The sequence below is a fragment of the Ruegeria sp. AB7 genome, from assembly GCF_056542625.1.
In genome coordinates, this window is record NZ_JBQGAC010000002.1 from 224,990 (window position 1) to 248,925 (window position 23,936).

The window sequence follows — 23,936 nt, forward strand, 5'->3', positions numbered from 1 at the left end:
AGGCAGGCTTCGGCCATTGGCAGGGGGTGCAATGGGCGATCTGACACAGAAAATCATCGGCTATGATCTTTGGCACCTTGAGTTGCCCGTGACGTCTCGCCGTGATCATGGCATCGGGTCCGTCGAAGGAACATGCGAAGTCGTCGTCCTGCGGCTGAGATCCGAGGACGGCAGTGAAGGATTTGGTGAGGCCTCTCCCTGGTCTGTCTTCACGGGCACCCCAGAGGCCACTTATGCAGCGCTTGATCGCTATTTGCGCCCACTTGTGGTTGGGGCCAGAGTGGGCGACCGTTCAGCGATCATGGCACAGGCAGCTTATGCCGTGGCTCATTGCACCGAGGCGAAAGCTGCATTGGAAACCGCTTTGCTGGATCTTGCGGGCAGAATCAGCAAGGTTCCTGTTTGGTCTCTGCTGGGCGGGAAGTGCCGGGGAACCATTCCACTCAGTTGCTCAATTGCGAACCCGGATTTTGCTCAGGATGTTGAGCTGCTGGCACAATTGCAGGCCGATGGCGTTCGGATTGTAAAGCTCAAGACCGGGTTCAAGGATCACGCCTTCGATATCATGCGATTGGAATATCTCGCACAGAACCACCCGGAATTCAGGGTTCGTGTAGATTATAATCAGGGGCTCAGTATCGAGGACGCACCGGCGCAGGTTCGCGATGTCGCGCAATTTGCCCCGGATTTCATCGAGCAACCCGTCCGCGCCCACCATTTCGGCATGATGGGCAAGTTGCGACAGATGATTGACGTCCCACTTCTGGCTGATGAGAGCGTCTTTGGCCCCGAAGACATGGAGCGGGCAGCGCGTGACGGTATCTGCGATGGCATATCGGTGAAAATCATGAAATCCGGTGGCCTTACGCGCGGGCAAACCGTCGCGCGTATTGCTGCAGCACATGGTCTGATGGCCTATGGTGGTGATATGTTCGAAGCCGGATTGGCGCATCTGGCAGGCACGCATATGATCGCGGCAACCCCTGAAATCACTTTGGGCTGCGAGTTCTATCAAGCCTCCTACTTCCTGAAAGAAGACATTCTGGAAAGCCCTTTCCAAGTAAGCAGCGGCGAAGTTGTAGTTCCTGACGCACCCGGGCTCGGCAACAGGCCTGATGTAACCAAGCTTGAGCATTATGCAGTGTCCAAGGCGGTGGGGGCATGAGCGAGAAGAAGACCATAGCGATCATCGGCGCCGGGATCGTTGGCGTGTCTGCTGCGGTATGGCTGCAGCGGGATGGTCACGAGGTAATCCTGATCGACAAGGCCGGACCGGGAGAGGGCACCTCACATGGCAATGGGGGCGTGCTGGCGTCCTGCTCGATTGTTCCGGTGACTGTTCCAGGGCTGCTCCGGAAGGCGCCCAAAATGCTGCTAAGCCCGTCTCAGCCGTTGTTCCTGAGATGGGGGTATCTTCCAAAGCTGATCCCTTGGCTAACCCGCTATCTGAGTCATGCGAATGCATCAGATGTGGAACGCATCGCGTCAGCTTTGACGCCAATTGTTGGCGATAGCCTGAACGACCACAAAGCGTTGGCCGAGGGCACAGGCGCTGAAAAGTGGATCGTGCCGTCTGACTATCTGTTCCTGTACAAGGACCGCGCGCATTTCAATGATGATGCGTTTGGCTGGGACATTCGGCGCAGAAACGGATTCACATGGGACGAATTGGAAGGCCCGGGCTTTCACGCCTACGACCCGGTCTATAGTGAAGATATCGGTTTTGCGGCGAAACTTTCGGATCATGGCCATATCACGGATCCAGGTCGGTACGTCAAAGATCTGGCGGCGTATGTCGAGGCACATGGGGGCACAATCCTACGTGCAGCGGTCGATGACGTGGTTCAGGAAAATGGTCGCGTAACCGGTATACGGGCGGCAGGCGAAACCATCGCGTGTGATACGGCAATTGTAACTGCGGGCGTTTGGTCGGGGCCTTTGGCTAAGCTTTTGGGCATTTCTGTTCCCCTTGAAACCGAACGCGGCTATCATCTTGAATTGGTGGAGCCTTCTGCCATGCCGCGCAGTCCGGTCATGGTGGTTTCCGGCAAATTTGTCGCCACACCGATGGATGGCCGCATTCGTTTGGCTGGCATCGTGGAATTTGGCGGTCTTGATGCGCCACCCTCACGCGCGCCGTTTGAATTGATGCGCAAGAATGCCCGGATGGCCTTCCCGGGTTTGACATGGAAGGAGGAAGTGGAATGGATGGGGCACCGCCCAGCACCAACCGACTCGATCCCGATTATCGGTGAGGCTCCGGGGATTAGCGGTGCGTATATGGGCTTTGGGCACCATCACATTGGCCTGACAGGCGGGCCGAAAACGGGGCGACTTCTGGCCCAGATAATTGCGGGCAGAACACCGAACACTGACATGAGCGTCTACGCGCCCTCGCGTTTCGCAACATAGAAATGACTGGCGAAGAACGCCGGCGTCTCAAAACTCAACAGGGAGAAACATGATGAAAAAACTGACAAGCCTTCTGGCAGCAACCGCTCTGACGGCTGCCGCAGCAGCGCCAGTAATGGCAGAGAAATGGGATATGCCGATGGCCTATTCGGCATCGAATTTCCATTCGGCCACCGGCGCGGAGTTCGCCAAATGTGTCACCACAGGAACCGGTGGTGAGATTGAAATCGTCACACACCCGTCCGGCTCGCTGTTCAAAGGTGCCGACATCAAGCGTGCGATCCAGACCGGGCAAGCCCCGATTGGTGAGCGTCTGCTGTCTGGGCACCAGAACGAAAACGCGCTGTTCGGCTTTGACTCGATCCCATTCCTGGCAACGTCGTTCGACGACAGCGCCAAGCTGTGGGATGCGGCAAAGCCGTCCATCGAAAAGCTGCTGGCTGAACAGAACCTGACGCTGCTTTACGCCGTGCCTTGGCCGCCTCAAGGGCTTTATTTCAAGAACGAAGTGAACTCGGTTGCGGATATGGAGGGGATCAAGTTCCGCTCCTACAACAACGCCACCTCACGCCTGGCCGAACTGACTGGGATGCTGCCCGTCACCATCGAGGCGGCTGAGATTAGCCAGGCCTTTGCCACCGGAGTAGCGGATTCCATGGTATCATCCGGGTCGACCGGCTATGACCGGAAGGTCTGGGAAAGCCTGAACTACTTCTATGAAGTGGATGCCTGGTTGCCGCGCAACTACGTGATGGTGAACTCGGATGTCTGGGCCGGTGTCTCGGATGCGAACAAGAACGTCATCAAAGGCTGCGCGGAACTGGCCGAGTATGCAGGTAACTGGCGCGCCAAGGAATATACCGGCTTTACGCTTCAGGGTCTGCGCGATGGCGGCATGACAGTTGGTCCTGCATCCGAACAGATGACGAATGAGCTGAAAGAAATCGGCGTCACCATGACCAACGAATGGCTTGAGGCCGCCGGAGACGAAGGCAAAGCTATCGTCGACGCGTTCAACTCTCAGTAACCATTCGAATGCGGGCGGCAGTTCATCCTGCCGTCTGCTCCCAATCCACAAAAAGCACAGCGGGGACAGCATGGCGGCAATGCGAGGGCTCAGGTCCGTACTGGATTTCATTTATCTGGCAGCAGGGGTTCTGGCGGCGCTCAGCCTGATTGCCATTCTGGTGTTGATTGTCGTGCAAATGCTGGCCCGTTGGACCGGTGAGGTGTTTCCCGGCGCGCCAGACTATGCTGGATATGCGATGGCCGCTGCGTCTTTTCTGGCCTTCGCCAACGCCCTGAACCGAGGCAGCCATATTAGAGTCTCCATTCTCCTGAACGCGGTTCCCGATGGCTTTCGCAGAATTCTGGAAATCTGGTGCTTTGCGATTGGTTCGGCGGTCATGTGGTATTTCTGCTGGTATGCCTATCGCTTTGTTTACTGGAGCTGGAAGTTCAACGATATCAGCCAGGGGCAAGATAAAACCGCCCTTTGGATACCGCAATCTACCATGCTGATCGGAGCGGTCATTCTGGCCATCGCGCTGACCGATCACCTGTTCCATGTCCTGTTCAAGGGTGATCACCGCATCACCCGTGATCTGGCCGATCAGAGCCACGGAGAGTAAGAGCATGGAAAATATATCCGTTATTATCCTTTTCCTCTTTGTCCTTTTCACCTTGCTGGGCACCGGTGTCTGGGTCGGGCTGGCCCTGATGGGCGTCGCCTGGGTCGGGATGGAGCTGTTCACGACGCGCCCCGTAGGCGATGTCATGATCACCACGATCTGGTCGGCGTCCTCTTCCTGGACCCTGACTGCCTTGCCTATGTTCATTTGGATGGGCGAGATCCTCTACCGAACGCGATTGTCCGAAGACATGTTCAAAGGCCTGTCGCCGTGGATGGCACCTTTGCCCGGCGGGCTGGTCCACACGAATATCGTAGGCTGTACAGTGTTTGCTGCGGTCTCGGGTTCTTCGGCGGCGACGCTGACTACGGTTGGCAAGATGTCGATCCCGGAACTGCGAAAGCGCAACTATCCCGAACGCATGGTCATCGGCACGCTGACCGGCGCGGCAACACTTGGGCTAATGATCCCACCGTCACTGACGTTGATCGTGTACGGCGTTACGATCAACGAGTCCATCACCAAGCTGTTCTTTGCAGGCATCCTACCCGGTCTTGTGCTTGCCGCAATGTTCATGGGCTATGTCGCCATCTATTCCAAAGTTGGCAAAGACTGGAACCCCAACGACGAGAGCAAGTTGACCTTTTCCGAAAAGGTTAAGAACTCTCGCTTTCTGTTGCCAGTGATCCTGCTGATCATGGTGGTAATCGGATCGATGTATCTGGGTTATGCTACGGCGACCGAGGCGGCGGCTTTCGGTGTGATTGGAGGACTGCTACTGGCAGCAGGGCAGGGATCGTTGAACTGGAAGACCTTCACTGAAAGTTTGATGGGCGCAACCCGCACCAGTGCGATGATTGCGCTGATCCTAGCGGGTGCTGCGTTCCTGTCATTGTCGATGGGCTTTACCGGCCTGCCGCGCGGGCTTGCGGATTTGATCGCGGGCTGGGAACTGACCCGGTTCGAACTGCTCATGGTTCTGCTGGTTTTCTACGTCATTCTGGGCTGCTTCCTTGATGGGATTTCTTCGGTTGTACTGACTATGGCTGTTGTCGAGCCTATGATCCGGGACGCCGGGATCGATCTGATCTGGTTCGGGATCTTCATCGTGGTCGTTGTCGAGATGGCGCAGATCACACCTCCTATTGGTTTCAACCTATTCGTGATGCAGGGCATGACTAACCATGAAATGAGCTATATCGCCCGCGCTGCGATCCCGATGTTCCTGATCATGGTGCTGATGGTGTTCGTTCTGATCTGGTTCCCCGAGTTGGCGACGTGGCTGCCCGAAAACCTGCGTCAAAGCCCCGGTGGGTAGACACCGTTGAACCCGCTTCACCTCGCGGCGCGTCACGGCCCATATGTGTTAGTATCGGGCCTTGCCGCAGGCCTTCTGCTGCCGGGGCTGGCCGCACCGATGCGGCCTCTCTTACCGCCCTTGGTCATGCTCCTGCTGTTTTTGACGCTGCTGCGAATGCAGCCGGGGGCCATTGTGGGTTCGCTGGTTGACCTGCGAAAAGTTGCGGGAACGATTGCCGCCTTTCAATTGGTTTTGCCGTTGTCTGTCGTTGGGATTGGAATTGCCTGCGGATGGACCGGTTCGCCAGTTTTTTTGGCATTGCTTGTCATGGCTGCAGCCCCATCAATATCCGGCAGCCCCAATATGTGCCTGATGATGGGCTATTCTGCGGAACCGGCGATGCGACTAGTCGTGGTTGGAACGGCTGTTTTGCCACTGACCGCGTTACCGATCTTTTGGCTGATGCCGGAATTGGGTGATCTCAGGGCGGTCCTGATGACCGCGCTTCGGCTTTTTCTTACCATCACAATAGCAATTCTCGCGGCTGTCATATTGCGCCGCACGGTGCTGCGCCAACCTTCAAAGTCTACGCTTTTGAACGTGGAAGGTGCGGCAACGATTACTCTGTCCGTTTTCGTTGTTGGCCTGATGCCATCATTGAGCGCAACCGCACTTGTGGACCCACGTTTCGCGCTGTTCTGGATCGCGTTTGCCTGTCTGATCAACTTTGGGGCTCAGGTTGTCTCATTCCAATTCACACGAACTCGAATGCCCGGTGCCGAGGCTACGGCGGTGTCTCTGATCGCCGGAAACCGGAACATCGCGATATTCTTCGTGGCACTGCCACCTGAAGTGACCGCGCCGATCATGGTGTTCATCGGGGCCTATCAGATACCGATGTATCTGACGCCGCTGATCATGCGCCGACTGTATCAGACGGCTGCCACAAACAGCTGATTTGGGCCAGAGGCATTGGCGGTGCCAGCCCTAACGCTGATCCCCAACCCCGACGCCGACATAGGTTTCAAATCCCGATCCCAGAACCATCGTGGACGAGTAGATATTACGCAAGTCGACCATTCGGGGGGATCTCATAGTCTCTGCCAGCTCGCTCAGGTTCAGGGCGCGGAACTCGTTCCATTCTGTCAGCAAGACAACAACGTCCGCATCTTTGGCCGCGGCGTAGGGATCATCCATCCACTCGACGCCAGGAAGCAGCGCTTCCCCCTCGGCACGGCCTTGCGGATCGACAACGCGGACCTGGGCACCGCCGCCGATCAGGGCGGGAACGATGGTCAGGGAAGGTGCGTCGCGCATGTCATCGGTGTTGGGCTTGAAAGTCACACCCAGAACCGCCACGGTCTTGCCATTGAAGCTGTCATCGCAGGCAACCCGGATCTTCTCGATCATCCGCTTCTTGACCTCATCGTTTACACGAATGACGGTTTCGGTGATCTGCATCGGGTGGGCAAAATCCTGTCCGATCCGGGCAAGTGCAGCGGTGTCTTTCGGAAAACACGAGCCGCCATAGCCAGGGCCTGCGTGCAGAAACTTGTTGCCGATCCGCCCATCCAGACCAATACCGCGCGCCACCTCTTTGACATCGCCGCCTGCCCGCTCGCAAAGACCGGCGATTTCATTGATGAACGTGATTTTGGTCGCCAGGAATGCGTTCGCCGCGTATTTGATCATCTCGGCGCTTTCTAGATCAGTGGTCAGGATCGGAAAGTCACGCAGATAAAGCGGGCGGTAAATCTCGGCCATGACATCCGCCGCTCGTTCGTTTTCGATCCCTACGACAACACGGTCTGGGCGCATAAAATCATCAATTGCGGCGCCCTCGCGCAGGAATTCGGGGTTCGATGCGACGTCGAATTCCGCCTTCGGATTTGCACCCGAGACAACTTCATGAACCTTGCGGTTGGTGCCGACCGGGACAGTCGATTTGGTTACGACAACCGTATAGCCGGTGATGGCCTGAGCGATTTCTTCGGCGGCGGCCATCACATAAGTCAGATCAGCGTGCCCGTCCCCGCGTCTCGTAGGTGTGCCTACCGCGATGAACACCGCGTCCGCGCCGTCGACCGCAGCGGCCAGGTCGGTGGTAAAGGTCAGGCGGCCAGCAGCCACGTTCTTGGCCATGAGCACATCAAGGCCCGGCTCGTAAATCGGCACCTCTCCATCCTGAAGCATCTTGATCTTGCGATCGGATTTATCGACGCAAATCACATCATGGCCAAAGTCCGAAAAGCAAACCCCGGACACCAAACCGACATATCCGGTGCCAATCATCGCAATGCGCATTTATCGAATTCCTTCTTTTGGGTTTCGCCAATGGCGCATTTCCTGGTCTCTTTCAACCGCTGAACTAAGAGCTTTTGGGGCTCGATAATTACAACCGCCTAGGCATTGCCGGCTTGCTTTCGACAACAGCTCGGCACTTCTGAGGTGTTGCGGGCGATAGGGCAAAATCATCAGACTGTCTCTTGGCGACCGAATATGCTTGTTGTGGTGAATTGTTCAAGTGCTGTTCGTGGCTTGCGTTGAACTGGCTATCTGGTCTCGGCGAAGAACGGCGTGTTGCGATCAAGATTCGTTGCCAGATCGGATTTCCGACGATGGCATTCGTTCGACCGCTGGCGCGCATTCTCAATCCTACATGTAATATCAGGCACTTCTTCGCTTCAGCAGGCGTTGGGCATAGCCAGAATGCGAAGCTTCATATAGTCTCACAATCAGTTTTCGTGGTGTCGAGCGGCGGTGCGAGCAATCTGTTAATTATTTTAAGGCTTCGCGATGGGGGGCATGTTCTCGTTTTTGGGTTCCGGGGAAGGCGTTGGCCTTAAATCTCCACGCCGCATGAGCGCCGGTCGCGGAGCGCACTGATGGTGCTGCACCCCACCGGCCCGGAAACTGATCTTGGCGCGATGGAGCACCGCCATCTGACTGTCATGATGGTGGATCTTGTCGAGTCCACGGTATTGGCTCAAATGCTTGAGCCCGAAGATTTGCTGTCTACGACATTACGTTATCATAAACTGGTCGAACAAATTGCCGTTGAGTTCGGGGGCAGGGTGCTGCAGATCGTGGGCGACGGTATCCTCGTCGCCTTTGGTTGGCCTGCTGCGTCTGAAAATAATGCCGAGCGCGCTCTACGCGCTGCGCTGCGCATCCATACTGATCTGCCCGCAATGGCGGGTCCGCTCGATCTCAGGTGCCGGATTGGGATCGCATCCGGCGTAGTGCTTGTCGGGGACATCGCGCTTGGGACCAATATTCAGCCGGACGCGATTTTTGGATCGACGCTAAATCTTGCGGCACGTCTTCAGTCGTTGGCGACCCCCGGTGGAACAATGGTTTCTGCGGCAACACGAGCGCTTGGGGCCGAACAAATGGAGTTCGAGCCGCAAGGCGTTCAGAACCTCGCGGGGTTCGACCGGCCTGTTCCAGTTTATCGATTGACCGGTGAAGGCAAGGATCAGGCACGCCGCCATAACCGCACCCCGTTGCTTGGCCGCAAAGCCGAACGCGGACAACTCCGCCGCGCGTGGAAAGATGTGGAAGCCGGAAGAGGGCGGGTGATTCACATATTGGGTGAGGCAGGGATTGGCAAATCGCACCTGATCCGTGATCTGCGTTCGTCGGTCGGGCCGCAGGCATGGGTGACCTATCACTGCAGCCCGTTCCATGTCAGCACACCGTTCTTTCCCTTCATATCACAGGTCGAACGGTGGTGCGGCATCCACAATCAGGACGATATTGCCGCGCGTCGCAACCGGTTGTCAGAACATCTGAGCGATATTCTGGACGACGCGCAACTTCGCACGCTGTATTTCATTCTTGCCCCGGGCCCTGGCGACAGCGGGACGACCAGTGAGGACGAACTGCGCGCGCAACTGAGTGACATATTCATCCGCGTCTACCAAAAACTCAGCCGAGAGGGGCCGGTGCTTGTCGTGGTTGAGGATATGCAATGGGTCGACCCATCGACCCTTTCGGTGCTGCGCGACGTGGCCGAGCATCTGACATCACTTCCCGTCCTGATGTTGATGGTTTCGCGGATGCCGGCGCCATCAGCGATCAAAGAGAGCATACCGTCTCTTGAGCAATTGTCGCTTCCTCCGCTCGATGATGCGACATCGTCAGAACTGGCCAAGGCGGCCTCGGGTGAGCGCCTTGACGACCGCACCACGGCGCAGATTTTGGCGCGGGGCAATGGCGTGCCCCTTTTCATCAAGGAGTGCTCTGCCGCCATCGCTGCGTCGCCTGAACGTATCGTGGACAACATTCCCGCCACCTTGCATGACCTCCTGGCGCAACAGGTTGACGAGGTCGGAGAACTCCGACGTGCCGCGATCGAGGCCGCTGTTATTGGTGGTGCCTTTGGGGCGCCTTTGCTGGCTCAGATCAGTGAACTGACTGAAGACGAGTCCGAAGACGCGATCTTTGGGCTCGCCGCCACGGGTATATTGCAACATCTGCCCGGCGCGAATGACGACGCCGAAATGATATGGCGGTTCCGCCATGAATTGGTGCGTGAGGCGGCATATCAAAGCCTTGTGCGGGACCGTCGCATTCATTTGCATCGACGCACGGCAGAAGCCCTTGCCGCCCAACCGGAAGCCGCCCGACAGCCTGAACAAATAGCGCGGCACTGGGAACTGGCCGGTGAAACAACGAAGGCGGTGGCCGCCTGGTCGGAGGCCGCGCGGCTGAACCTGAGGCGGCACGCAAATCGCGAAGGGGCTCAGCATGCCCGAAACGGATTGCGGCTGTTGGACGAGTTGCCAGCAGACCAACGCGATGAAGCTGAATTGAACCTGCAATTCCTTCTGGCCGCTGCCGAACGCGTGCATGTCGGTTATGGTGCCAAGCCCGCAATCGATGCCTTTGGGCGCAGTTTTGAACTGGCTGAAAAGCTGGGCGACAGGCGTACTCTTGTGCGCGCGGGCAGGGGTCTGTTTACCGCTGCAATGGTCAAAGGTGATTACCAGAACGCCGAGCAATGGGGGCAAGCGATCATCGATGCGTATGACGATCACCACACCCGAATGGTCGGAAACTACATCTGTGGGGCCGCGCTGTCCCCGCGCGGTCGGTTTCAGGATGCGGCAGCAGCTCTGGAACAAGCGGCGTCTCATGCGGATGCGCATCGCGCCGAAGCTGGAAACAGCCCCGATATTGCAGCCGTGATACAAATCGAGAGTATGAGCGCGCTGGTCGACAGCTTTCAGGGCAAAACTGAAGTGGCACTCGCCAAAGCCAAGCGGGCAGTTGACGCCGCGATGGCGTCGGGCCAGCCCTTGATCATTGCAAATGCAATGCACTGGTTGACCGAAATCCACATGCAGATGGACCACCCGGATTATGCGCGCATGGCCAAGGCGCTGAGCGCGGCTGTTCAGGACAAGGGCGGCCCTTATTACCAAGCTGTTGCGACGGCCCATCTTGCCGGGGCTGCCATCAGAACCGGCGAGGCCACAGAGGGCGTGGCCATGCTGCAGGCCGCTTGGGGAAGGATGCACGCAACGGGTGCCGAGGCGGCTGGCGTGCTCGTCAACACCGAGCTCGCACGGGGCTATCTTGCTCTGGGTGAGATTCAGAAAGGGTTGGATGCGGTGGAGGCTGGCCTGACATGTGCAGAAAACACTGACGAGCGGAACTATGAGGCTGAAATCCACCGGATAAAGGCGGCTCTTCTACTGGAACAAGGTAGTCCGTTCGACGCGGCTGAGGCGGCTTTGCGTGAAGCTATAGCCGTGGCAAATGATCAGGGCGCGGCGCTGTATGAATTGCGCGCGCTGAGTGATCTTGCCTGCATCCGGCCAGCCGATACGGAAGTTGCCGCGCGGATTGCTGAGCTGGAAGAGCGCGCGGTCGCGTCTTAGGTCCCGCCGGGACGTCGACCTAAAGTGCAGTCTTCGGGTTGCAGGTCCAAGCCAACAAAACGCGCCACCTGCGAGAATGACGAAGTTTTCTTCAACAACTGAAAACCTTTCTCTGAAAAAGTCTCAGCTGAGTACAAGTTTTTGGACACCATCGGGTTGTTCATAAGCTGCGTGATCGCGTCATACGCCACCATCGATGTCATCAGATCGCCCATGATCACATCGCCCTTGTGCTGTTCCGCAAAGAGACCAGGGAACAACTCGACCCTATTGACGTCGCAATAGAGCCGGCTCAGGTCGGCAATCAATTCGTCCGCAAACGGCTGATCACCAACCATCTCAGTAAAGCTTGAATGCGGTTTGCGGCAGAAATGATGACGATAAGTGTTCAGCGACGGAAGACGCGCCTTACGCGTCAGGGCAATTGTAGCTTCGACAGGGGCAGGAGCACCGGGCGCAGGCCTTTGGAACAGGAAATCGGGCGTGTTGCGCAGCGACATGCGGGCCGCAGGTTGGCGCGACAATGATCGGATCATTTCCGCCAAGCCTGTTTGTTCGACCAGTCGTGGATTGAATCTGAACCCCTCCGGGCCAACCTGTGCGCCGTCGATTATGAATCGCTCGGGGATCATCGAATGCCAGCGGTAGAGCAAATTGAACTCAATCGCGATCTGGTTGGAGTGATGCCAGGGTTGCCAGCGATTTACGCCAATGGGCAGTTTGAATGGCATATTGGCGATGTGGGCGATGTAATCCTCAAGCACAAGCTTGATCAGCAATGCGATCAAGGTGCAGCGTGTGGTCTGGAACACACGCTCTTTATCCCAGCCCGAAATGCCGCGCTTTTCGCGCCACAACAGATCGGCAAAGGTGTTATGGGCGCGCAACATCAGTGTATTGATCGCGATATAGCCTATGGTACCATTGCCATTATCGAGCCCGGTTGCATGAAAATCGAGCAGTAGCTGGTCAATCGCGTGATCGCTGAGACCCGGATGCGCCCGTTTCACCGCATTCCACAGCTTGCATGGATCGTGCAGGGGCTTTCCGCAATTCTCGCCAGTGGCAAGACTGCCATCAAAGGGGGGCGCAAGCTTAACACCACCGGATTGGTTCTTTTGAAACAGCTTCGGGGCCCACATCTCGCCTTGTGTATCCAGACGAAAGGCCAACCGGTGGGTTAATTCATTGGTATCGGGATCGCGTTCGCGCAGCATGTCGGTCTGAAAATCGTTCAGCCCGTAGATTTGGCACAGATCGACCTCGTGGTTCGAATCCGTCTGATCAACCGGTCCTTTCGCCCCAAAGGTGCGCAGGAAACTGTCGGTAAACCATTGTGCGGCCGAGATAAACAAAAGTGTCGATCCTTGCGGGCACATCAAGGTAAGCGGGCTGCCATCCATTTGTGTCCGTCGGCGAAAGAGATCAGCAACTTCGCTTTCCGACGGCAGGACGGGTGAGAGGTCTTCTGGCGTCGTATGCCGACCGATCCAGCGATGGGAAAACACGCCGGGCCATGTCGTGTAGTCTGCGCCCATTGTATAGGGCCGCGGTCGGTGGATCTTCGCGGCGTTTGCAAGCCTGATCGCGGCCAAATAACTCGTAACGGGTGGGGAGATCTTGAATCCGAGTTTGATCAGATCATCAACGTCCAGCATCAATACATCTCCGTTTGGTCATCGGTTCGGGAACCGGGCGCGGGCCAGGCTCAGATAGGTTCTGAGCCGGATCGCATTAATCGGTCCTAAAGGTTCGTGATCTGCCGTGACACGCCAGGGCGAGAAGCTCATCGCGTCGCCATTCTGCGGATCAAATTCTGCACCTTTGGGAATCGTGATATCCGCCACGGGCGTGACGGTATGATGGTACGGATCAAGAGGTGCATCTGGTTGCGGATCGCATGCCCACCGGATGCGATTGTCTAGCACATCGAATTCGTCGGCCGGGCGCGGGGGCTCAATCACACACAGCTCGAAGTGATTATCTGCATCGGCCACGTCTTGCCGCAAACACTGACCGATCCCATCTGGGTCGTCTACCGGATGTGCCGGAACTTTTGGTTTAGGGCTGCGGGCCAGGTATCGGACTGTTAGATCGGGGCCCAGCCGATACGGTGTTGTCGACCAGAAATGGACCTCAAAAGGCGAGTGCATATAGTTCGAGGCAAAATCACTCGCGACGCGAAACTGACGCTTGCCTTCACGAGTGAGGAAGGCGCGAAATCCTGCGCGCAGCCCTTTGGTGATCAACCTAAGGCTCCATTTTCGTCGCCCTTTGATCGCGTGCTGGACCGCTTGTAATGTGGCGACAAGCCTGCCCAATCGCTCATATTCATCGGGGACGTAGCTGGGAAACACATCCTGATCGACCAATACGAAATCGAACTCGTCGCTGAGTTGTGTGGTCCCCAGATGCGCAAGTGCCTCGGCGTCGATCAGCTTGGGGCCTGGCACGTCAAAAAGCTTGATCGCCATCCCGTGGGCATCCGATTTCCGGTCATCCAGATGCGCGCCGTTGGAAAAGCGAAGTGCGGCTGAATAGGCTGCGGGCTGTTCAAACAGGCCGTGACGGAACTGTTCTGGTAGATCGTTTCTGACGGTGAATATTGCAGCCACGCACCCGTGACTGCGCCCATGCTGAGCCCTTAAGCGATGGCCTTTCCACCGTGCAACGGCCTCGAGATTGTGGTCAATGACATCATCAACAATATCCGGCGGCAATGCGTTTTGCGAAACATGTGTCAAAGAACCGTCTCCTTGGATAAACCCAGGCAATGATCAAACAGGGGTAAGGCGCTGACAAAGCTAAACCTCTAAATTTGTTCAGCTTACCTCAGATTGTCTAATTTCCAAACACACCAACTATGGACAGCTGTGGCCAGACAAATTCGGCGCGCAGCCCTACCCATTCGGTTGGTGCTTCGGACACGTGGTTGCCGGCGCTCGATCCTCGACCAGAGTTGGGCGCCTTCGACTTTATCATTGACGTGTCCGGTGTTCTCGGGCACTCAATCGATTGATGGTTCCCGGTGGTGTTGCCGCGGGATGAAAAGGGAATACGGTGAGGTTTGCCAAAAGGTGCCAATTCCGTAACTGCCCCCGCAACTGTAAGCGGTGAGCAAGGTCAAACAGCCACTGGTCCACAGGGTCGGGAAGGTTGGCCGAGCGCGGACCCGCAAGTCAGGAGACCTGCCATCAGATGTTTAACCAACCCGGGGCGGGGCGTCCTGGAAGGAGGCTTTGATGGCGCGTCAATCGCGTGTTTACATTGTCGGCAGCTTCCGCATGCGCTTGGAAACAAGTGGAGTGGACCATGCCAGATACGCCTGATCATTTCATTCTAGTCTGCGAAAGCTGCACTGAAGGGCTGCCCCTTGATGAAATTTGCGATGCGTTGACTGGGAAATTACCTCGCAGTTTTGCGATCCGCGCGTCGTCTTGCATGGCAGGCTGCGATAGTCCCAGAACGGTTGGGTTCCAGGCCGTAGGAAAGGCGCAATACCTTTTTGGTGGCATTCAGACCGCGGATGAGGTGCAGGCGCTGGCTGAGTTTGCAGCGCAGTATCGTGAAAGCCCGGATGGCTGGACAAATGCCACTGATCGCCCGGAGGCGTTGTCCAATAAAACCCTCTCGCGCATGCCGCGGATCGAACAGGGGGCATCGCAATGACGTTGCCACCCTTTCTGATTGCCGAAAACCTTGAGTATTATGCCCTTAACGGAGATGTCCTGTTGCAGGGCGTCTCGTTCGAGTTGGACGAGGGTTCCATTCTAGCCATCGCCGGCCCGAACGGGGCGGGGAAAACGACGCTTCTCAATCTGTTGTGCGGCGCTGAGCCGCTGGCACTTGGCGATGTTCGGATCAAAGGACGCAGTCTGAAACAGCTCACGGCCAAAGAGCGTGCGCGCATGATTGCAGTGGTAGGTCAGCAGGAACTGCCCGATGGACGCTTGGCGTTACGCGATTATGTTGCGCTGGGGCAAATACCCATCCGTGCGGACCGCTCTGCCGAAGGCCACGCGCAAGAGCTGGACCGGATTTTAGACATGACCGGTCTCGCCAATCTTACGGACAAGCGCATGGCCCAACTGTCCGGAGGCGAACGACAGCGTGCCCATATCGCGCGTGCTTTGGCGCAGAACCCTTCGTTGCTGTTTCTGGACGAACCGACCAACCATCTGGATCCTGATGCAAAAGGGCGGATGCTGTCTTTGGTCGCCGAGCTTGGGATCACCGTGGTCATGATCGTACACGATCTTGTCATGATCCCCGAATTCGCCACACACGTGGCGCTGATGAAATCGACCCGCATGATCGAGTTTGGGTCGGTGGACAAGGTGCTGACACCCGAAAGAGTCCGCGAAACTTTTGGCGTTGATTTCCTCTGCTTTCTCCACGAAGGCCGCGTGATCCCGGCGCTTGATATTCGAAGAACTACAGTCTCAACTTAGTCGAAGGAACACACTGAGATGAAATACATCTGGCCCGTGGCGTTGGCCACCGCCATGGCAAGCGGTGCTGCTGCGCAAGAAGTCACCGTAGACAACTGCGGCGAACCGCTGGTTTTTGATACCGCGCCCGAGCGCCTGGTTGTGCATGACATGAACATGACCGATATGGCCTTTGCATTGGGTCTGCAGGACAAGATCGTCGGCCTGACCGGCATCACCGGCTGGTACAAGACCAGCCCTGATTTTGATGCCCTGCGTGGCGACATCCCCGAGCTTGCGCCAAAATATCCGACCGTCGAAAATTTGGTGGCGGTTGAACCCGACCTGTTCTTTGCCGGTTGGTACTATGGCATGAAGCCGGGTGGTGATGTGACTCCAGATACATTGGAACCGTTCGGAATCAAGACCATGGTTCTAACCGAAAGCTGCGTCCATCTGGACAAGGATCGCCCCGAAGCCAGCATGGATCTTCTATTTGGCGATGTGTTGCGCTTGGGCAAGGTGATGCAAGTCGAAGACAAGGCCGAGGCTTTGGTCTCGGGCTGGAAAGAGCAGCTGGCAGCGATCGAAGCCAAGACTGCTGAACTGCCCAAGCCCCGCGTCTTTCTTCTGGATGGTCCTGCAGATGCTCCGTTTACCGCCGGTAAATTCGCGATTCCCGATGCGATGATCACTGCCGCCGGTGGTGAAAACGTCACTCATGACATGGACACGAGCTGGGGCCGCACTTCGTGGGAGGCCGTTGCCGCATCGAACCCGGAATTCCTGGTTTTGTTGGATTATCAGACCGGCAATGGCGCCGAGGACACCTTCAAGTTCCTGCAGGAACATCCCGTCATGTCGCAGACTGATGCCGTCAAGAACGAACGCTGGATCGGATTGCGCTACGAAGAGCTGACGCCGGGACCGGCAAATATCGAAGCGATCTCGAAGATGGCGCGCGCGATGCATCCGGGTCAGAGCTAATATGGGCCGACTGGGCCTGACGTTGTTGCTGGGGGCGGTCGTTCTGACCGCCCTTTTGCTGATTTCCACGATCTACGGTACAACCTCGATTCCTTTGTCCGACACCTTCACCGCGATCTTGCGCGGTACCGGGTTGCAGGACGGAGAGATGTCGCCGCTGCATAGGATCGTATTCGACCTGCGATTGCCCCGCGCGTTGTTTGCAGCCGTGATCGGTGCCGGGCTGGGCATCGTTGGCGTGGTGCTGCAAACGACCACACGTAATGACCTTGCCGATCCATTTCTGTTCGGCCTGTCCTCGGGTGCGGCAGCGGGGGCGGTGTTTGTAATTACCGTGACCGGAGATATTCTGGGTTTCTGGACTCTGCCTCTGGCTGCCTTTTGCGGCGGTCTTGTGGCGTCGGGCATCGTGCTGGCGCTGGTTCATGGGCTTCGCACCAGCGCACCGGAAAAGCTGATCCTTGCGGGTCTGGCTGTGTCATTTTTGTTTTCGGCCATCACCAACTATCTGATCTTCGCCGGTGATAGCCGCGCCGCCCATTCTGTCATCTTCTGGATGCTGGGGGGGCTGGGCCTGGCCCGTTGGGAGACGTTCCCGCTGGTGTGCATCGGTCTGCTGCTGATCCTGAGCTATTCGCTTTATCGCAGCCGCTGGTTGGATGCGCTGCTGACCGGGGATTTGACTGCCGCTACTCTGGGTGTGCCGGTTCGGGGTCTGCGGTTCAGCATGTTTTTCACCGCAGCTTTGGCAACGGCCGTGTTTGTTTCCGTAGCCGGAGTGATTGGTTTTGTCGGTCTGATGGTGCCGCATATTGCACGCGGGATCGCAGGTCCCCTGCACAAAAACCTTCTACCTACCGCCGCTATGGCTGGTGCTGCCTTGTTGACCGGCTCTGACATTCTCAGCAGGCTTATGCTGGCTCCGCAGGAATTGCCGGTGGGGATCGTCACAACTTCAATCGGATCGGTGTTTGTATTCTTGCTTTTATTCAGGACTGCGAGAAATCAACGGTAAGGCCCTCGATCTTCGCTCACAAGATATTTCGTCCTGATCAGGTCTGAGCCGAGTTTAAACCTTTCCGTCAGCCGCTTGGCCGAGCCACTTGAACACAAGCTTGGCGCGGTCGGATGAGGTGTTGTGTAGTTTCACGTAGAAATCCAGTTGCGATGAGATGGTTTGCGGCAACAGTCTGACCAGTTTTCCGGATGCGGTCAGCTCCGAGGTCAGTCCCTCCCATCCCAGCACTGCGCCCATATCGTCCTGAGCGGCCTGAAGCGCAATCGTGTAATTGTTGACCCGATGCGCGGAATTCAGCGGGCCTTCATAGCCCAGTTTACGGGTCCAGGCCCGCCAATCGGTCCAACCGGTATCTGGTGCATCAAGATGGATGAGCGGCACTTTGGCGATCTCGCCGACATGCTCGATTGGGTTCTGTTTCGCAAACCGAGGGCTGCATAAGGCCATGATGTTGTCGTGAAACAAGGTCTTGATAATCCCTGAATCGCGGCGTGTATCACCGTAGTGAATGCTTAGATCACATTTTGAGGTATCGACCCCGAGATCGGTCACAACTTGTGTCACAGAAACATGGCCATGCGTTTTCCAAAACTGGGCAAGCCGTGGTGTAAGCCAAAGCGAGCTGACCGCCGTAGAGGAACGGATCGTCACGCCTTTGTGGTCATACTGTCGGCGCAACTGCCCAAGGGCCTCGCTGATCCCTTCAAGGCCACGTTGAAGGGCGACCAGCAAATAGGCTCCGCTTTCGGTAAGTTCGACGCCGCGATGATGGCGCAGAAACAGCGCGCATTGCAGCTCGTTCTCAAGCGCTTTGACCTGATGGCTGATCGCTGCGGGCGTAACATTCAGCTCTTCAGCAGCAGTTTTGAAACTCACATGCCGCGCTGCGGTTTCAAAGCTGATCAGAGAGCTTAGGGGCGGAAGATCATATGGGCGGTTGGGCAAGATGTTTTGACCTGTGACAAGTTGAAAACCCGATAATAAGAACGCAATCAGCAGCGATTTGGCTTAGTTCATCTTATGCAGAGTGAATCTTTTTGCAATTGCCCGCCAGCAGTTCAATGTGAAAATTCGCCACAACCGTTTGAGACATGATCAAGGGATGTGCCAAGGGTCCTCAAACCCCTTGGACATCATATCGATCTTTCCTCATGCAATTCGATCCCCGGTTGGTCGTGCACAATTTGAAGGAGTTGCAGTATGCAGTCACATGCAAAAGTCGTGGTTGTCGGTGGCGGATGCGTCGGGGCGTCAATTCTATATGGGCTGACCGAACATGGATGCTCTGATGCCGTTATGCTGGAGCGCACCACACTGACCTCGGGTTCGACGTGGCATGCGGCTGGTTTGCTAGTGACCTTTGTGCGGTCGCACAACGTGTCGAAGATGACGATGGAAACCATCCGCATCTACACCGAGGTGGAAGAGAAGATGGGCAGTTCGGTCGGACTGCGTAAGGTAGGACAGCTGCGGGTCGCCAATACCGAAAAGCGCTGGGATGAGTTCCAGTCCTATATCTCGATTGCCGAAGCTGCGGGCGTGCCCTGCCAACTGCTGACGCCGGAGGAGATTGCCGAGATTCATCCCTTGCTGAACCAAAGTCCAGATATTCGGGGTGGTATTCTGCACACGGAAGACGGCTATGTGAATCCCGCCGACATTACCATGGCATTGGCCAAGCTTGCGCGGGATGCCGGCGCCAAGGTATACCAGAACACCGAAGCGCAGGCTTATGAGAAGCTGGACAATGGCCACTGGAAAGTGACCACCAATCAGGGTGAGATCACCTGCGAGCATCTGATCTTTGCCACCGGAAACTACGCCCGCGAAAATGCGCGCCGCGTGGGGCTGGACCTGCCATGTATCCCGATCGTTCACCAGTATTGGACGACCGAGACGGTGCCGCTGTTGAAAGAGCGCCGGGCGCAAGGCTTGCCCGAATTCCCAATCCTGCGGGATGAGGACTACGGCGCTTATCTGCGCGAAGATGTGGGCGGGATCCAGTTCGGGCCGTATGAATTCACCAAAGACCTCAAACTGTTTGCCGAGGATCGTGTCCCGCCCGAGTTCGGAGCCGATCTGTTGCCCGAGGATTTTGATGCCGTGGAAACCCAATGGGAACGCGCCATCGAACGGGTGCCAACCTTGGGTGAGGTTGGGATCAAGGCCAACACCCGTGGCCCGTTCCAGATGACCCCGGACGAGCTGCCTCTGGCCGGACCCGCACCGGGGCATGAGAACCTTTGGCTGGCCGAAGGCATGCCAGGTGGCATCCTCTGGGGCGGCACCGTTGGTAACCGTTTGGCCAAATGGATCGTCGATGGCGATCCGGGCATGGATATGTCGGAGCTCGACCCGCGTCGGTTCTCGGACTACGCCTCAAAACGTTGGACCATGGATAAGGTGCGCGAGACATGGGGCACCCATATGGATGCGCATGTTCCGGGTGAGGACTTCCCGGATGCGCGCCCGATGAAGACCATGGGGTCATATGATCTTTTGACTGCTCAGGGCGCGGTTTGGACCAGCTTTAACGGCTACGAATTTCCTCGCTGGTTTGCCAAATCGCCCGAAGAGGCGATCCCCGAACACAGTTTCCGCCGCACCAACCATATGGAGCGTGTTCAGGAAGAGGTGCGCACCACCCGTGAAGAGGCTGGCTTCATCGAAATGTCGCCGATGACCAAGTTCACAGTGCGTGGACCGGGTGCAGCCAAATGGCTGGATAGCCTGATGGCCAACAAGCTGCCCAAGGTGGGCCGCATGACCTTGTCGCTGATGTTGAACGATAAGGGCGGCATGGATGCGGAGTACACAATCGTGCGCTATGCCGACGACGATTTCTACCTGATATCGACGCCGAACTGGCGAGCCTACAATTGGGATCAATTACAGCGCGTGCTGCCAGGTGATGGCTCGGTGGTGATCGAGGATATCTCAGAACAGCTGGGCGTGATCGCACTGGCCGGGCCCAAGGCACGGGACATCCTGCAACCATTGACCGATAATGATTTGTCGAACGAAGCATTCCCATGGCTGTCAGCACAGATGGGCGAGGTGGGCTATGCCAAAGGTGTGCACTTGTTGCGCGTCTCCTACACCGGTGAGTTGGGATGGGAACTGCACCACCCGGTCGGGTACAATCGCCACCTCGTTGATCTGCTGCTGAAATCGGGTGTGAAACCCTTCGGGCTTGAAGCGTTGGAGTCGATGCGGCTTGAGAAATCCTATCGCGCGATCAACCGCGAAATCTGCAAGGACCTGACCCCATATGAGGCCGATTTGGGCCGTTTCGTTGCAATGACCGAGAAGATCGGCGGGCAGGTGGCCGAACGTGATTTCATCGGCAAAGCCGCGTTGCAACAGCAGCAGGAGCAGGGTGGATACAACACACTGGTCACACTGAAGCTGCCGTTCTGCGACACCTCTGTGATGTTTGACGAAGGCGTCTATGCCGATGGCAAGCTGATCGGACGCGTCACTTCGGGCGGATTCTCGTATTACTGCAACCACGACATTGCGATGGCGCTGGTTCCACACGAGATGACGGCACCCGGCACCAAAATGCAGGTGCTCATCCACAATGAAATGCGCGAGGCCGAAGTGATCGATACCTGCGCCGTTGATCCCACCAGCGCCCGCGCGCGCGCCTGATCCGGAGGATTTGAGATGGCAGAAGTCAAAGCACGCTCGGGCCGTGGCGGTGGACGTGCCGCGCGGGTCAAGGCTCGCACCAACCCGCCCCCAGTCTACTTGTCGACGCTGAACCGCAAAGTTGGCCCGATTGATCTGCTTGGTCCTGAAGGCGTTGAGAAAATCCACAACGCGGCCATGACTATACTTGAAACCACAGGGATTGAGTTCCGCGATCCGGTGGCCTTAGCGGATTGGAAGAAGTACGGTGCGGATGTTCAGGGTGAGCGGGTGCGCATCGGACGCGAGATGCTTATGGACCTGATCTCGGCCGTTCCCTCGGAATGGGGCTATGCCGCGCGCAACCCGGAACGCTCGCTACGGGTGGGCAATCGGCATTCGGTCTTTGCCAATGCGTATGGCGCGCCATTTGTCTATGGTCTGGATGGTGTGCGCCGCCCTTCGATGCTGGAGGATGCGCATAACTTCTTCAAACTCAGTCAGATGAGTCAGTCGATGATGGTACCGGGTATTTTGCCGGTCGAGCCGCAGGACGTACCCGTCCCGCAACGCCACCTGGAGCTGGTCCATGCCGCACTGACGCTGACCGACAAACCTATCAAGGGTTCAGTTCTATCCGAACAGGCAGCGTTGGATTCGGTCGAGATGACTCGCATCGTGTTTGGTGAGGAGTTTGTTGACAACAATGTGGTGATGGCAGCCCTGCTGAACTGCAACACACCGTTGGTCTGGGATGAGACCATGTTGCAGAGCCTGCGCGTCTATGCCGCCGCCAACCAGCCCTGCCTGCTGTCGCCCTTTGTTCTTGCCGGGGCGAGCACACCTGCAAGCCCGCAGGGTGGTGTCGCGCTGCTGATTGCAGAATCTCTGGCCGGTATGGCCTACAGCCAGATCATCCGGCGCGGAGCCCCGATGGTGCTGGGGGTAGCAATCATGGGCGTTTCGATGAAGACAGGTGCACCGATGATGGGCTCTCCGGAACCCGGGCTGATGAACCTTCTGGTGGGTCAGATGGCACGGTTTTATGGTGTGCCATGGCGGACCTGTACCATGTGGACCGGATCGAAATCCCCGGATATGCAGGCTGCGTTCGACACCGCAAACACCATGTGGCCGGTGCTTCTGGGCGGTGCAAACTACATCGTACACTCGGCAGGCTTCCTAGAAGGCGCGCTTGGGGTCAGCTACTCAAAATGGGTGCAGGACGCGTTGCAGTTGGAGAACTTCCACCGTTTCTTCAGCGGCCTGCAAGAGGAAAATCTGGACACGTTGCTGGGTGACATTGACAAAATCGGACCGGGTGGGCACTTCCTTGGTACTGACCACACGCGCGAAAACCCAATGCATATGAACCACTTGCAAAACAATGACAGTTTTGAACAGTGGGAGGCAGAAGGTGCGAAAACCGCAGAAACCGTTGGCACGGAAGAGGCGCAGCGTATGCTGAACACCTACGTCCAGCCACCAATGCCGGACGATCAGCGCGGGGCGTTGGATGAATTTGTCGCTAAGAAGCGGGTGGAATACAGCGCCTAAACAGATCTGCAAGCGGGCACTTATGTGCCCGTTTCCTCAACCAACGACAGGATTAGGCACATGACCGATAACTCGACGATCGCTCTCTCACTCGACGAAGTAGAGGAATTGGCAAAATCTGTGCTTGTGGCTGCAGGCATGGATGAACATGGCAGCACGGTTCTGGCCGGGCTTGTGCGGATGAGCGAGCGCGACGGCCCGCGTAGCCATGGGTTAAGGATGTTACCTGTTTATGCGCAGAGCTTTTCTTCGGGATATGCCAATCCCGAGGCCGACCCGAGTGTCGAACGGATCGCACCGGGGGTTCTGCGCGGAGATGGTGACAATGGCTATTACCAGATCGTGGCCCCCAAAGCGCGAGACGAGCTTATTGAAATGGCGCGCGCGAATGGTATTGCCGCGTTTACTTGTGCCAATTGCCACCATCTGGGGGCACTACGTTTCGATACAGGTCCGCTGGCGGACGCTGGGCTGGTAGCGCTAGGTGTTGTGAACTCGCTCTCGATGGTGGTGCCGCAAGGCGGCACCCGCCCTGTTTTTGGCACCAATCCGATGTCCTTTGCTTGCCCGCGACCGGGTCGTGCGCCGGTTGTTTGGGATCAGGCCTCGTCAATGGTTGCACTGATGGACATCCGGATGGCCGCGGCAGAAGGGCACGAATTGCCGCGCCCTGCGGGGCTTGACCCGAACGGTCAGCCAACCAGCGATCCCAACGCGATTTTGGAGACCCGCAGTCTGTTGCCGTTTGGCGAGCACAAAGGCGCGGCGATCGCCTTCCTGATCGAAGTTCTTGGCGCGGCACTGGCCGGTGGAACATTGTCCGTGGACAATGCCAACCGCGAAGCGCACGGTGCCTTGAATATCAAGGGCGGCTCAACGTTGATCGCGATTGATCCGGCGCGTTTCGGGAATGCCGCATTTGAAGGCTATGTCCAACGCATCTGCGCTGAGATTGAAGGTAACGGGGATGCCCGCGTTCCCGGAGATGGCCGCTTGAAGAACCGTGCTGCCGCCGAAGCGGATGGTGTTCGCGTCACGGCGGACTTGATGAAGCAACTTCGCGAACTTCTGTAGGGGTCC

Annotated in this window: 18 protein-coding genes and 1 riboswitch; of the genes, 14 read left to right on the forward strand and 4 right to left on the reverse strand. The window is 57.1% G+C overall.

Annotated elements, in window-relative coordinates; translation table 11 throughout:
* Positions 1-31: 31 nt before the first annotated feature.
* The 6 genes from ACR0EN_RS07075 (at position 32) to ACR0EN_RS07100 (ending at position 6,300) form a co-directional block, all read left to right on the forward strand.
* Positions 32-1,165, forward strand: coding sequence for an enolase C-terminal domain-like protein (locus tag ACR0EN_RS07075; RefSeq protein ID WP_480585896.1), 1,134 nt, complete (start codon positions 32-34; stop codon positions 1,163-1,165).
* The gene (locus ACR0EN_RS07080; protein ID WP_170818362.1) at positions 1,162-2,412 is read left to right on the forward strand and encodes an NAD(P)/FAD-dependent oxidoreductase; all 1,251 of its coding nucleotides are present in this window, start codon (positions 1,162-1,164) and stop codon (positions 2,410-2,412) included. The genes ACR0EN_RS07075 and ACR0EN_RS07080 overlap by 4 nt, the downstream gene beginning before the upstream one ends.
* A 52-nt stretch (positions 2,413-2,464) precedes the next feature.
* Entirely contained in the window at positions 2,465-3,439 is a 975-nt protein-coding gene (locus tag ACR0EN_RS07085; RefSeq protein WP_170393799.1) for a TRAP transporter substrate-binding protein, read from the forward strand.
* Positions 3,440-3,509: 70 nt separating this feature from the next.
* Positions 3,510-4,043 (forward strand): TRAP transporter small permease, encoded by a 534-nt coding sequence (locus ACR0EN_RS07090; RefSeq protein WP_170406962.1) that lies wholly within the window; start codon positions 3,510-3,512, stop codon positions 4,041-4,043.
* Between the two features lie 4 nt (positions 4,044-4,047).
* Positions 4,048-5,361 carry a TRAP transporter large permease subunit gene (locus tag ACR0EN_RS07095; RefSeq protein ID WP_170393803.1) on the forward strand — a complete coding sequence of 438 codons (1,314 nt, stop codon included), beginning with the start codon at positions 4,048-4,050 and terminating at the stop codon, positions 5,359-5,361.
* 6 nt (positions 5,362-5,367) lie between these two features.
* Positions 5,368-6,300 (forward strand): hypothetical protein, encoded by a 933-nt coding sequence (locus tag ACR0EN_RS07100; RefSeq protein ID WP_170393805.1) that lies wholly within the window; start codon positions 5,368-5,370, stop codon positions 6,298-6,300.
* Positions 6,301-6,330: 30 nt separating this feature from the next.
* On the opposite strand, the gene ACR0EN_RS07105 is transcribed toward ACR0EN_RS07100, so the two are convergent.
* On the reverse strand, positions 6,331-7,647 hold the full coding sequence (locus ACR0EN_RS07105; RefSeq protein ID WP_170818361.1) for a UDP-glucose dehydrogenase family protein: 1,317 nt from the start codon (positions 7,645-7,647) through the stop codon (positions 6,331-6,333).
* A gap of 581 nt (positions 7,648-8,228) precedes the next feature.
* Here ACR0EN_RS07105 and ACR0EN_RS07110 point away from each other — a divergent pair.
* A complete protein-coding gene (locus tag ACR0EN_RS07110; RefSeq protein ID WP_170818360.1) occupies positions 8,229-11,231 on the forward strand; it encodes an AAA family ATPase in 3,003 nt (1,000 codons plus the stop codon).
* On the opposite strand, the gene ACR0EN_RS07115 is transcribed toward ACR0EN_RS07110, so the two are convergent.
* Together ACR0EN_RS07115 and ACR0EN_RS07120 are read right to left on the reverse strand one after the other, a co-directional pair.
* The gene (locus tag ACR0EN_RS07115) at positions 11,228-12,889 is read right to left on the reverse strand and encodes a peroxidase family protein (protein ID WP_480585899.1); all 1,662 of its coding nucleotides are present in this window, start codon (positions 12,887-12,889) and stop codon (positions 11,228-11,230) included. The two genes, ACR0EN_RS07110 and ACR0EN_RS07115, sit on opposite strands and share 4 nt — an antisense overlap.
* An 18-nt stretch (positions 12,890-12,907) precedes the next feature.
* A complete protein-coding gene (locus ACR0EN_RS07120) occupies positions 12,908-13,975 on the reverse strand; it encodes a catalase family protein (protein ID WP_480585902.1) in 1,068 nt (355 codons plus the stop codon).
* A gap of 258 nt (positions 13,976-14,233) precedes the next feature.
* Positions 14,234-14,441: riboswitch (cobalamin riboswitch) on the forward strand.
* A gap of 102 nt (positions 14,442-14,543) precedes the next feature.
* On the opposite strand from ACR0EN_RS07120, the gene ACR0EN_RS07125 reads away from it, so the two are divergent.
* The 4 genes from ACR0EN_RS07125 to ACR0EN_RS07140 are packed head-to-tail and all read left to right on the forward strand — an operon-like array spanning position 14,544 to position 17,663.
* On the forward strand, positions 14,544-14,900 hold the full coding sequence (locus ACR0EN_RS07125) for a DUF1636 family protein (RefSeq protein WP_480585905.1): 357 nt from the start codon (positions 14,544-14,546) through the stop codon (positions 14,898-14,900).
* Positions 14,897-15,682: an ABC transporter ATP-binding protein gene (locus tag ACR0EN_RS07130; RefSeq protein ID WP_480585908.1), complete on the forward strand. Its 786-nt coding sequence runs from the start codon at positions 14,897-14,899 to the stop codon at positions 15,680-15,682. Before ACR0EN_RS07125 ends, ACR0EN_RS07130 begins: the two co-directional genes overlap by 4 nt.
* A gap of 18 nt (positions 15,683-15,700) precedes the next feature.
* Positions 15,701-16,648 carry an ABC transporter substrate-binding protein gene (locus tag ACR0EN_RS07135; RefSeq protein ID WP_480585910.1) on the forward strand — a complete coding sequence of 316 codons (948 nt, stop codon included), beginning with the start codon at positions 15,701-15,703 and terminating at the stop codon, positions 16,646-16,648.
* Between the two features lies 1 nt (position 16,649).
* Complete coding sequence (locus ACR0EN_RS07140) at positions 16,650-17,663, forward strand: iron ABC transporter permease (protein ID WP_170625711.1); 1,014 nt, start codon at positions 16,650-16,652, stop codon at positions 17,661-17,663.
* A 54-nt stretch (positions 17,664-17,717) separates the two neighbouring features.
* On the opposite strand, the gene ACR0EN_RS07145 is transcribed toward ACR0EN_RS07140, so the two are convergent.
* Complete coding sequence (locus ACR0EN_RS07145; RefSeq protein ID WP_170422562.1) at positions 17,718-18,611, reverse strand: LysR substrate-binding domain-containing protein; 894 nt, start codon at positions 18,609-18,611, stop codon at positions 17,718-17,720.
* Positions 18,612-18,866: 255 nt separating this feature from the next.
* Here ACR0EN_RS07145 and ACR0EN_RS07150 point away from each other — a divergent pair, with 255 nt between their 5' ends.
* Genes ACR0EN_RS07150 through ACR0EN_RS07160 form a run of 3 tightly spaced genes read left to right on the forward strand, consistent with a single transcriptional unit; the run spans position 18,867 to position 23,930 of the window.
* Complete coding sequence (locus ACR0EN_RS07150) at positions 18,867-21,320, forward strand: GcvT family protein (RefSeq protein ID WP_170422564.1); 2,454 nt, start codon at positions 18,867-18,869, stop codon at positions 21,318-21,320.
* A gap of 15 nt (positions 21,321-21,335) precedes the next feature.
* Positions 21,336-22,856 carry a trimethylamine methyltransferase family protein gene (locus ACR0EN_RS07155; protein WP_170393827.1) on the forward strand — a complete coding sequence of 507 codons (1,521 nt, stop codon included), beginning with the start codon at positions 21,336-21,338 and terminating at the stop codon, positions 22,854-22,856.
* 60 nt (positions 22,857-22,916) lie between these two features.
* Positions 22,917-23,930 carry an Ldh family oxidoreductase gene (locus ACR0EN_RS07160; protein WP_480585913.1) on the forward strand — a complete coding sequence of 338 codons (1,014 nt, stop codon included), beginning with the start codon at positions 22,917-22,919 and terminating at the stop codon, positions 23,928-23,930.
* Positions 23,931-23,936 lie beyond the last annotated feature (6 nt).

What these genes read in the sequence shown, in the direction of transcription:
- ACR0EN_RS07125 (WP_480585905.1), top strand. Translation starts at nt 14,544, where the DNA reads ATGCCAGATACGCCTGATCATTTCATTCTAGTCTGCGAAAGCTGCACT.
- ACR0EN_RS07130 (WP_480585908.1), top strand. Translation starts at nt 14,897, where the DNA reads ATGACGTTGCCACCCTTTCTGATTGCCGAAAACCTTGAGTATTATGCC.
- ACR0EN_RS07115 (WP_480585899.1), bottom strand. Translation starts at nt 12,889, where the DNA reads ATGCTGGACGTTGATGATCTGATCAAACTCGGATTCAAGATCTCCCCA.
- ACR0EN_RS07105 (WP_170818361.1), bottom strand. Translation starts at nt 7,647, where the DNA reads ATGCGCATTGCGATGATTGGCACCGGATATGTCGGTTTGGTGTCCGGG.
- ACR0EN_RS07085 (WP_170393799.1), top strand. Translation starts at nt 2,465, where the DNA reads ATGAAAAAACTGACAAGCCTTCTGGCAGCAACCGCTCTGACGGCTGCC.
- ACR0EN_RS07155 (WP_170393827.1), top strand. Translation starts at nt 21,336, where the DNA reads ATGGCAGAAGTCAAAGCACGCTCGGGCCGTGGCGGTGGACGTGCCGCG.
- ACR0EN_RS07150 (WP_170422564.1), top strand. Translation starts at nt 18,867, where the DNA reads ATGCAGTCACATGCAAAAGTCGTGGTTGTCGGTGGCGGATGCGTCGGG.
- ACR0EN_RS07095 (WP_170393803.1), top strand. Translation starts at nt 4,048, where the DNA reads ATGGAAAATATATCCGTTATTATCCTTTTCCTCTTTGTCCTTTTCACC.
- ACR0EN_RS07135 (WP_480585910.1), top strand. Translation starts at nt 15,701, where the DNA reads ATGAAATACATCTGGCCCGTGGCGTTGGCCACCGCCATGGCAAGCGGT.
- ACR0EN_RS07160 (WP_480585913.1), top strand. Translation starts at nt 22,917, where the DNA reads ATGACCGATAACTCGACGATCGCTCTCTCACTCGACGAAGTAGAGGAA.
- ACR0EN_RS07080 (WP_170818362.1), top strand. Translation starts at nt 1,162, where the DNA reads ATGAGCGAGAAGAAGACCATAGCGATCATCGGCGCCGGGATCGTTGGC.
- ACR0EN_RS07140 (WP_170625711.1), top strand. Translation starts at nt 16,650, where the DNA reads ATGGGCCGACTGGGCCTGACGTTGTTGCTGGGGGCGGTCGTTCTGACC.
- ACR0EN_RS07075 (WP_480585896.1), top strand. Translation starts at nt 32, where the DNA reads ATGGGCGATCTGACACAGAAAATCATCGGCTATGATCTTTGGCACCTT.
- ACR0EN_RS07110 (WP_170818360.1), top strand. Translation starts at nt 8,229, where the DNA reads ATGGTGCTGCACCCCACCGGCCCGGAAACTGATCTTGGCGCGATGGAG.
- ACR0EN_RS07090 (WP_170406962.1), top strand. Translation starts at nt 3,510, where the DNA reads ATGGCGGCAATGCGAGGGCTCAGGTCCGTACTGGATTTCATTTATCTG.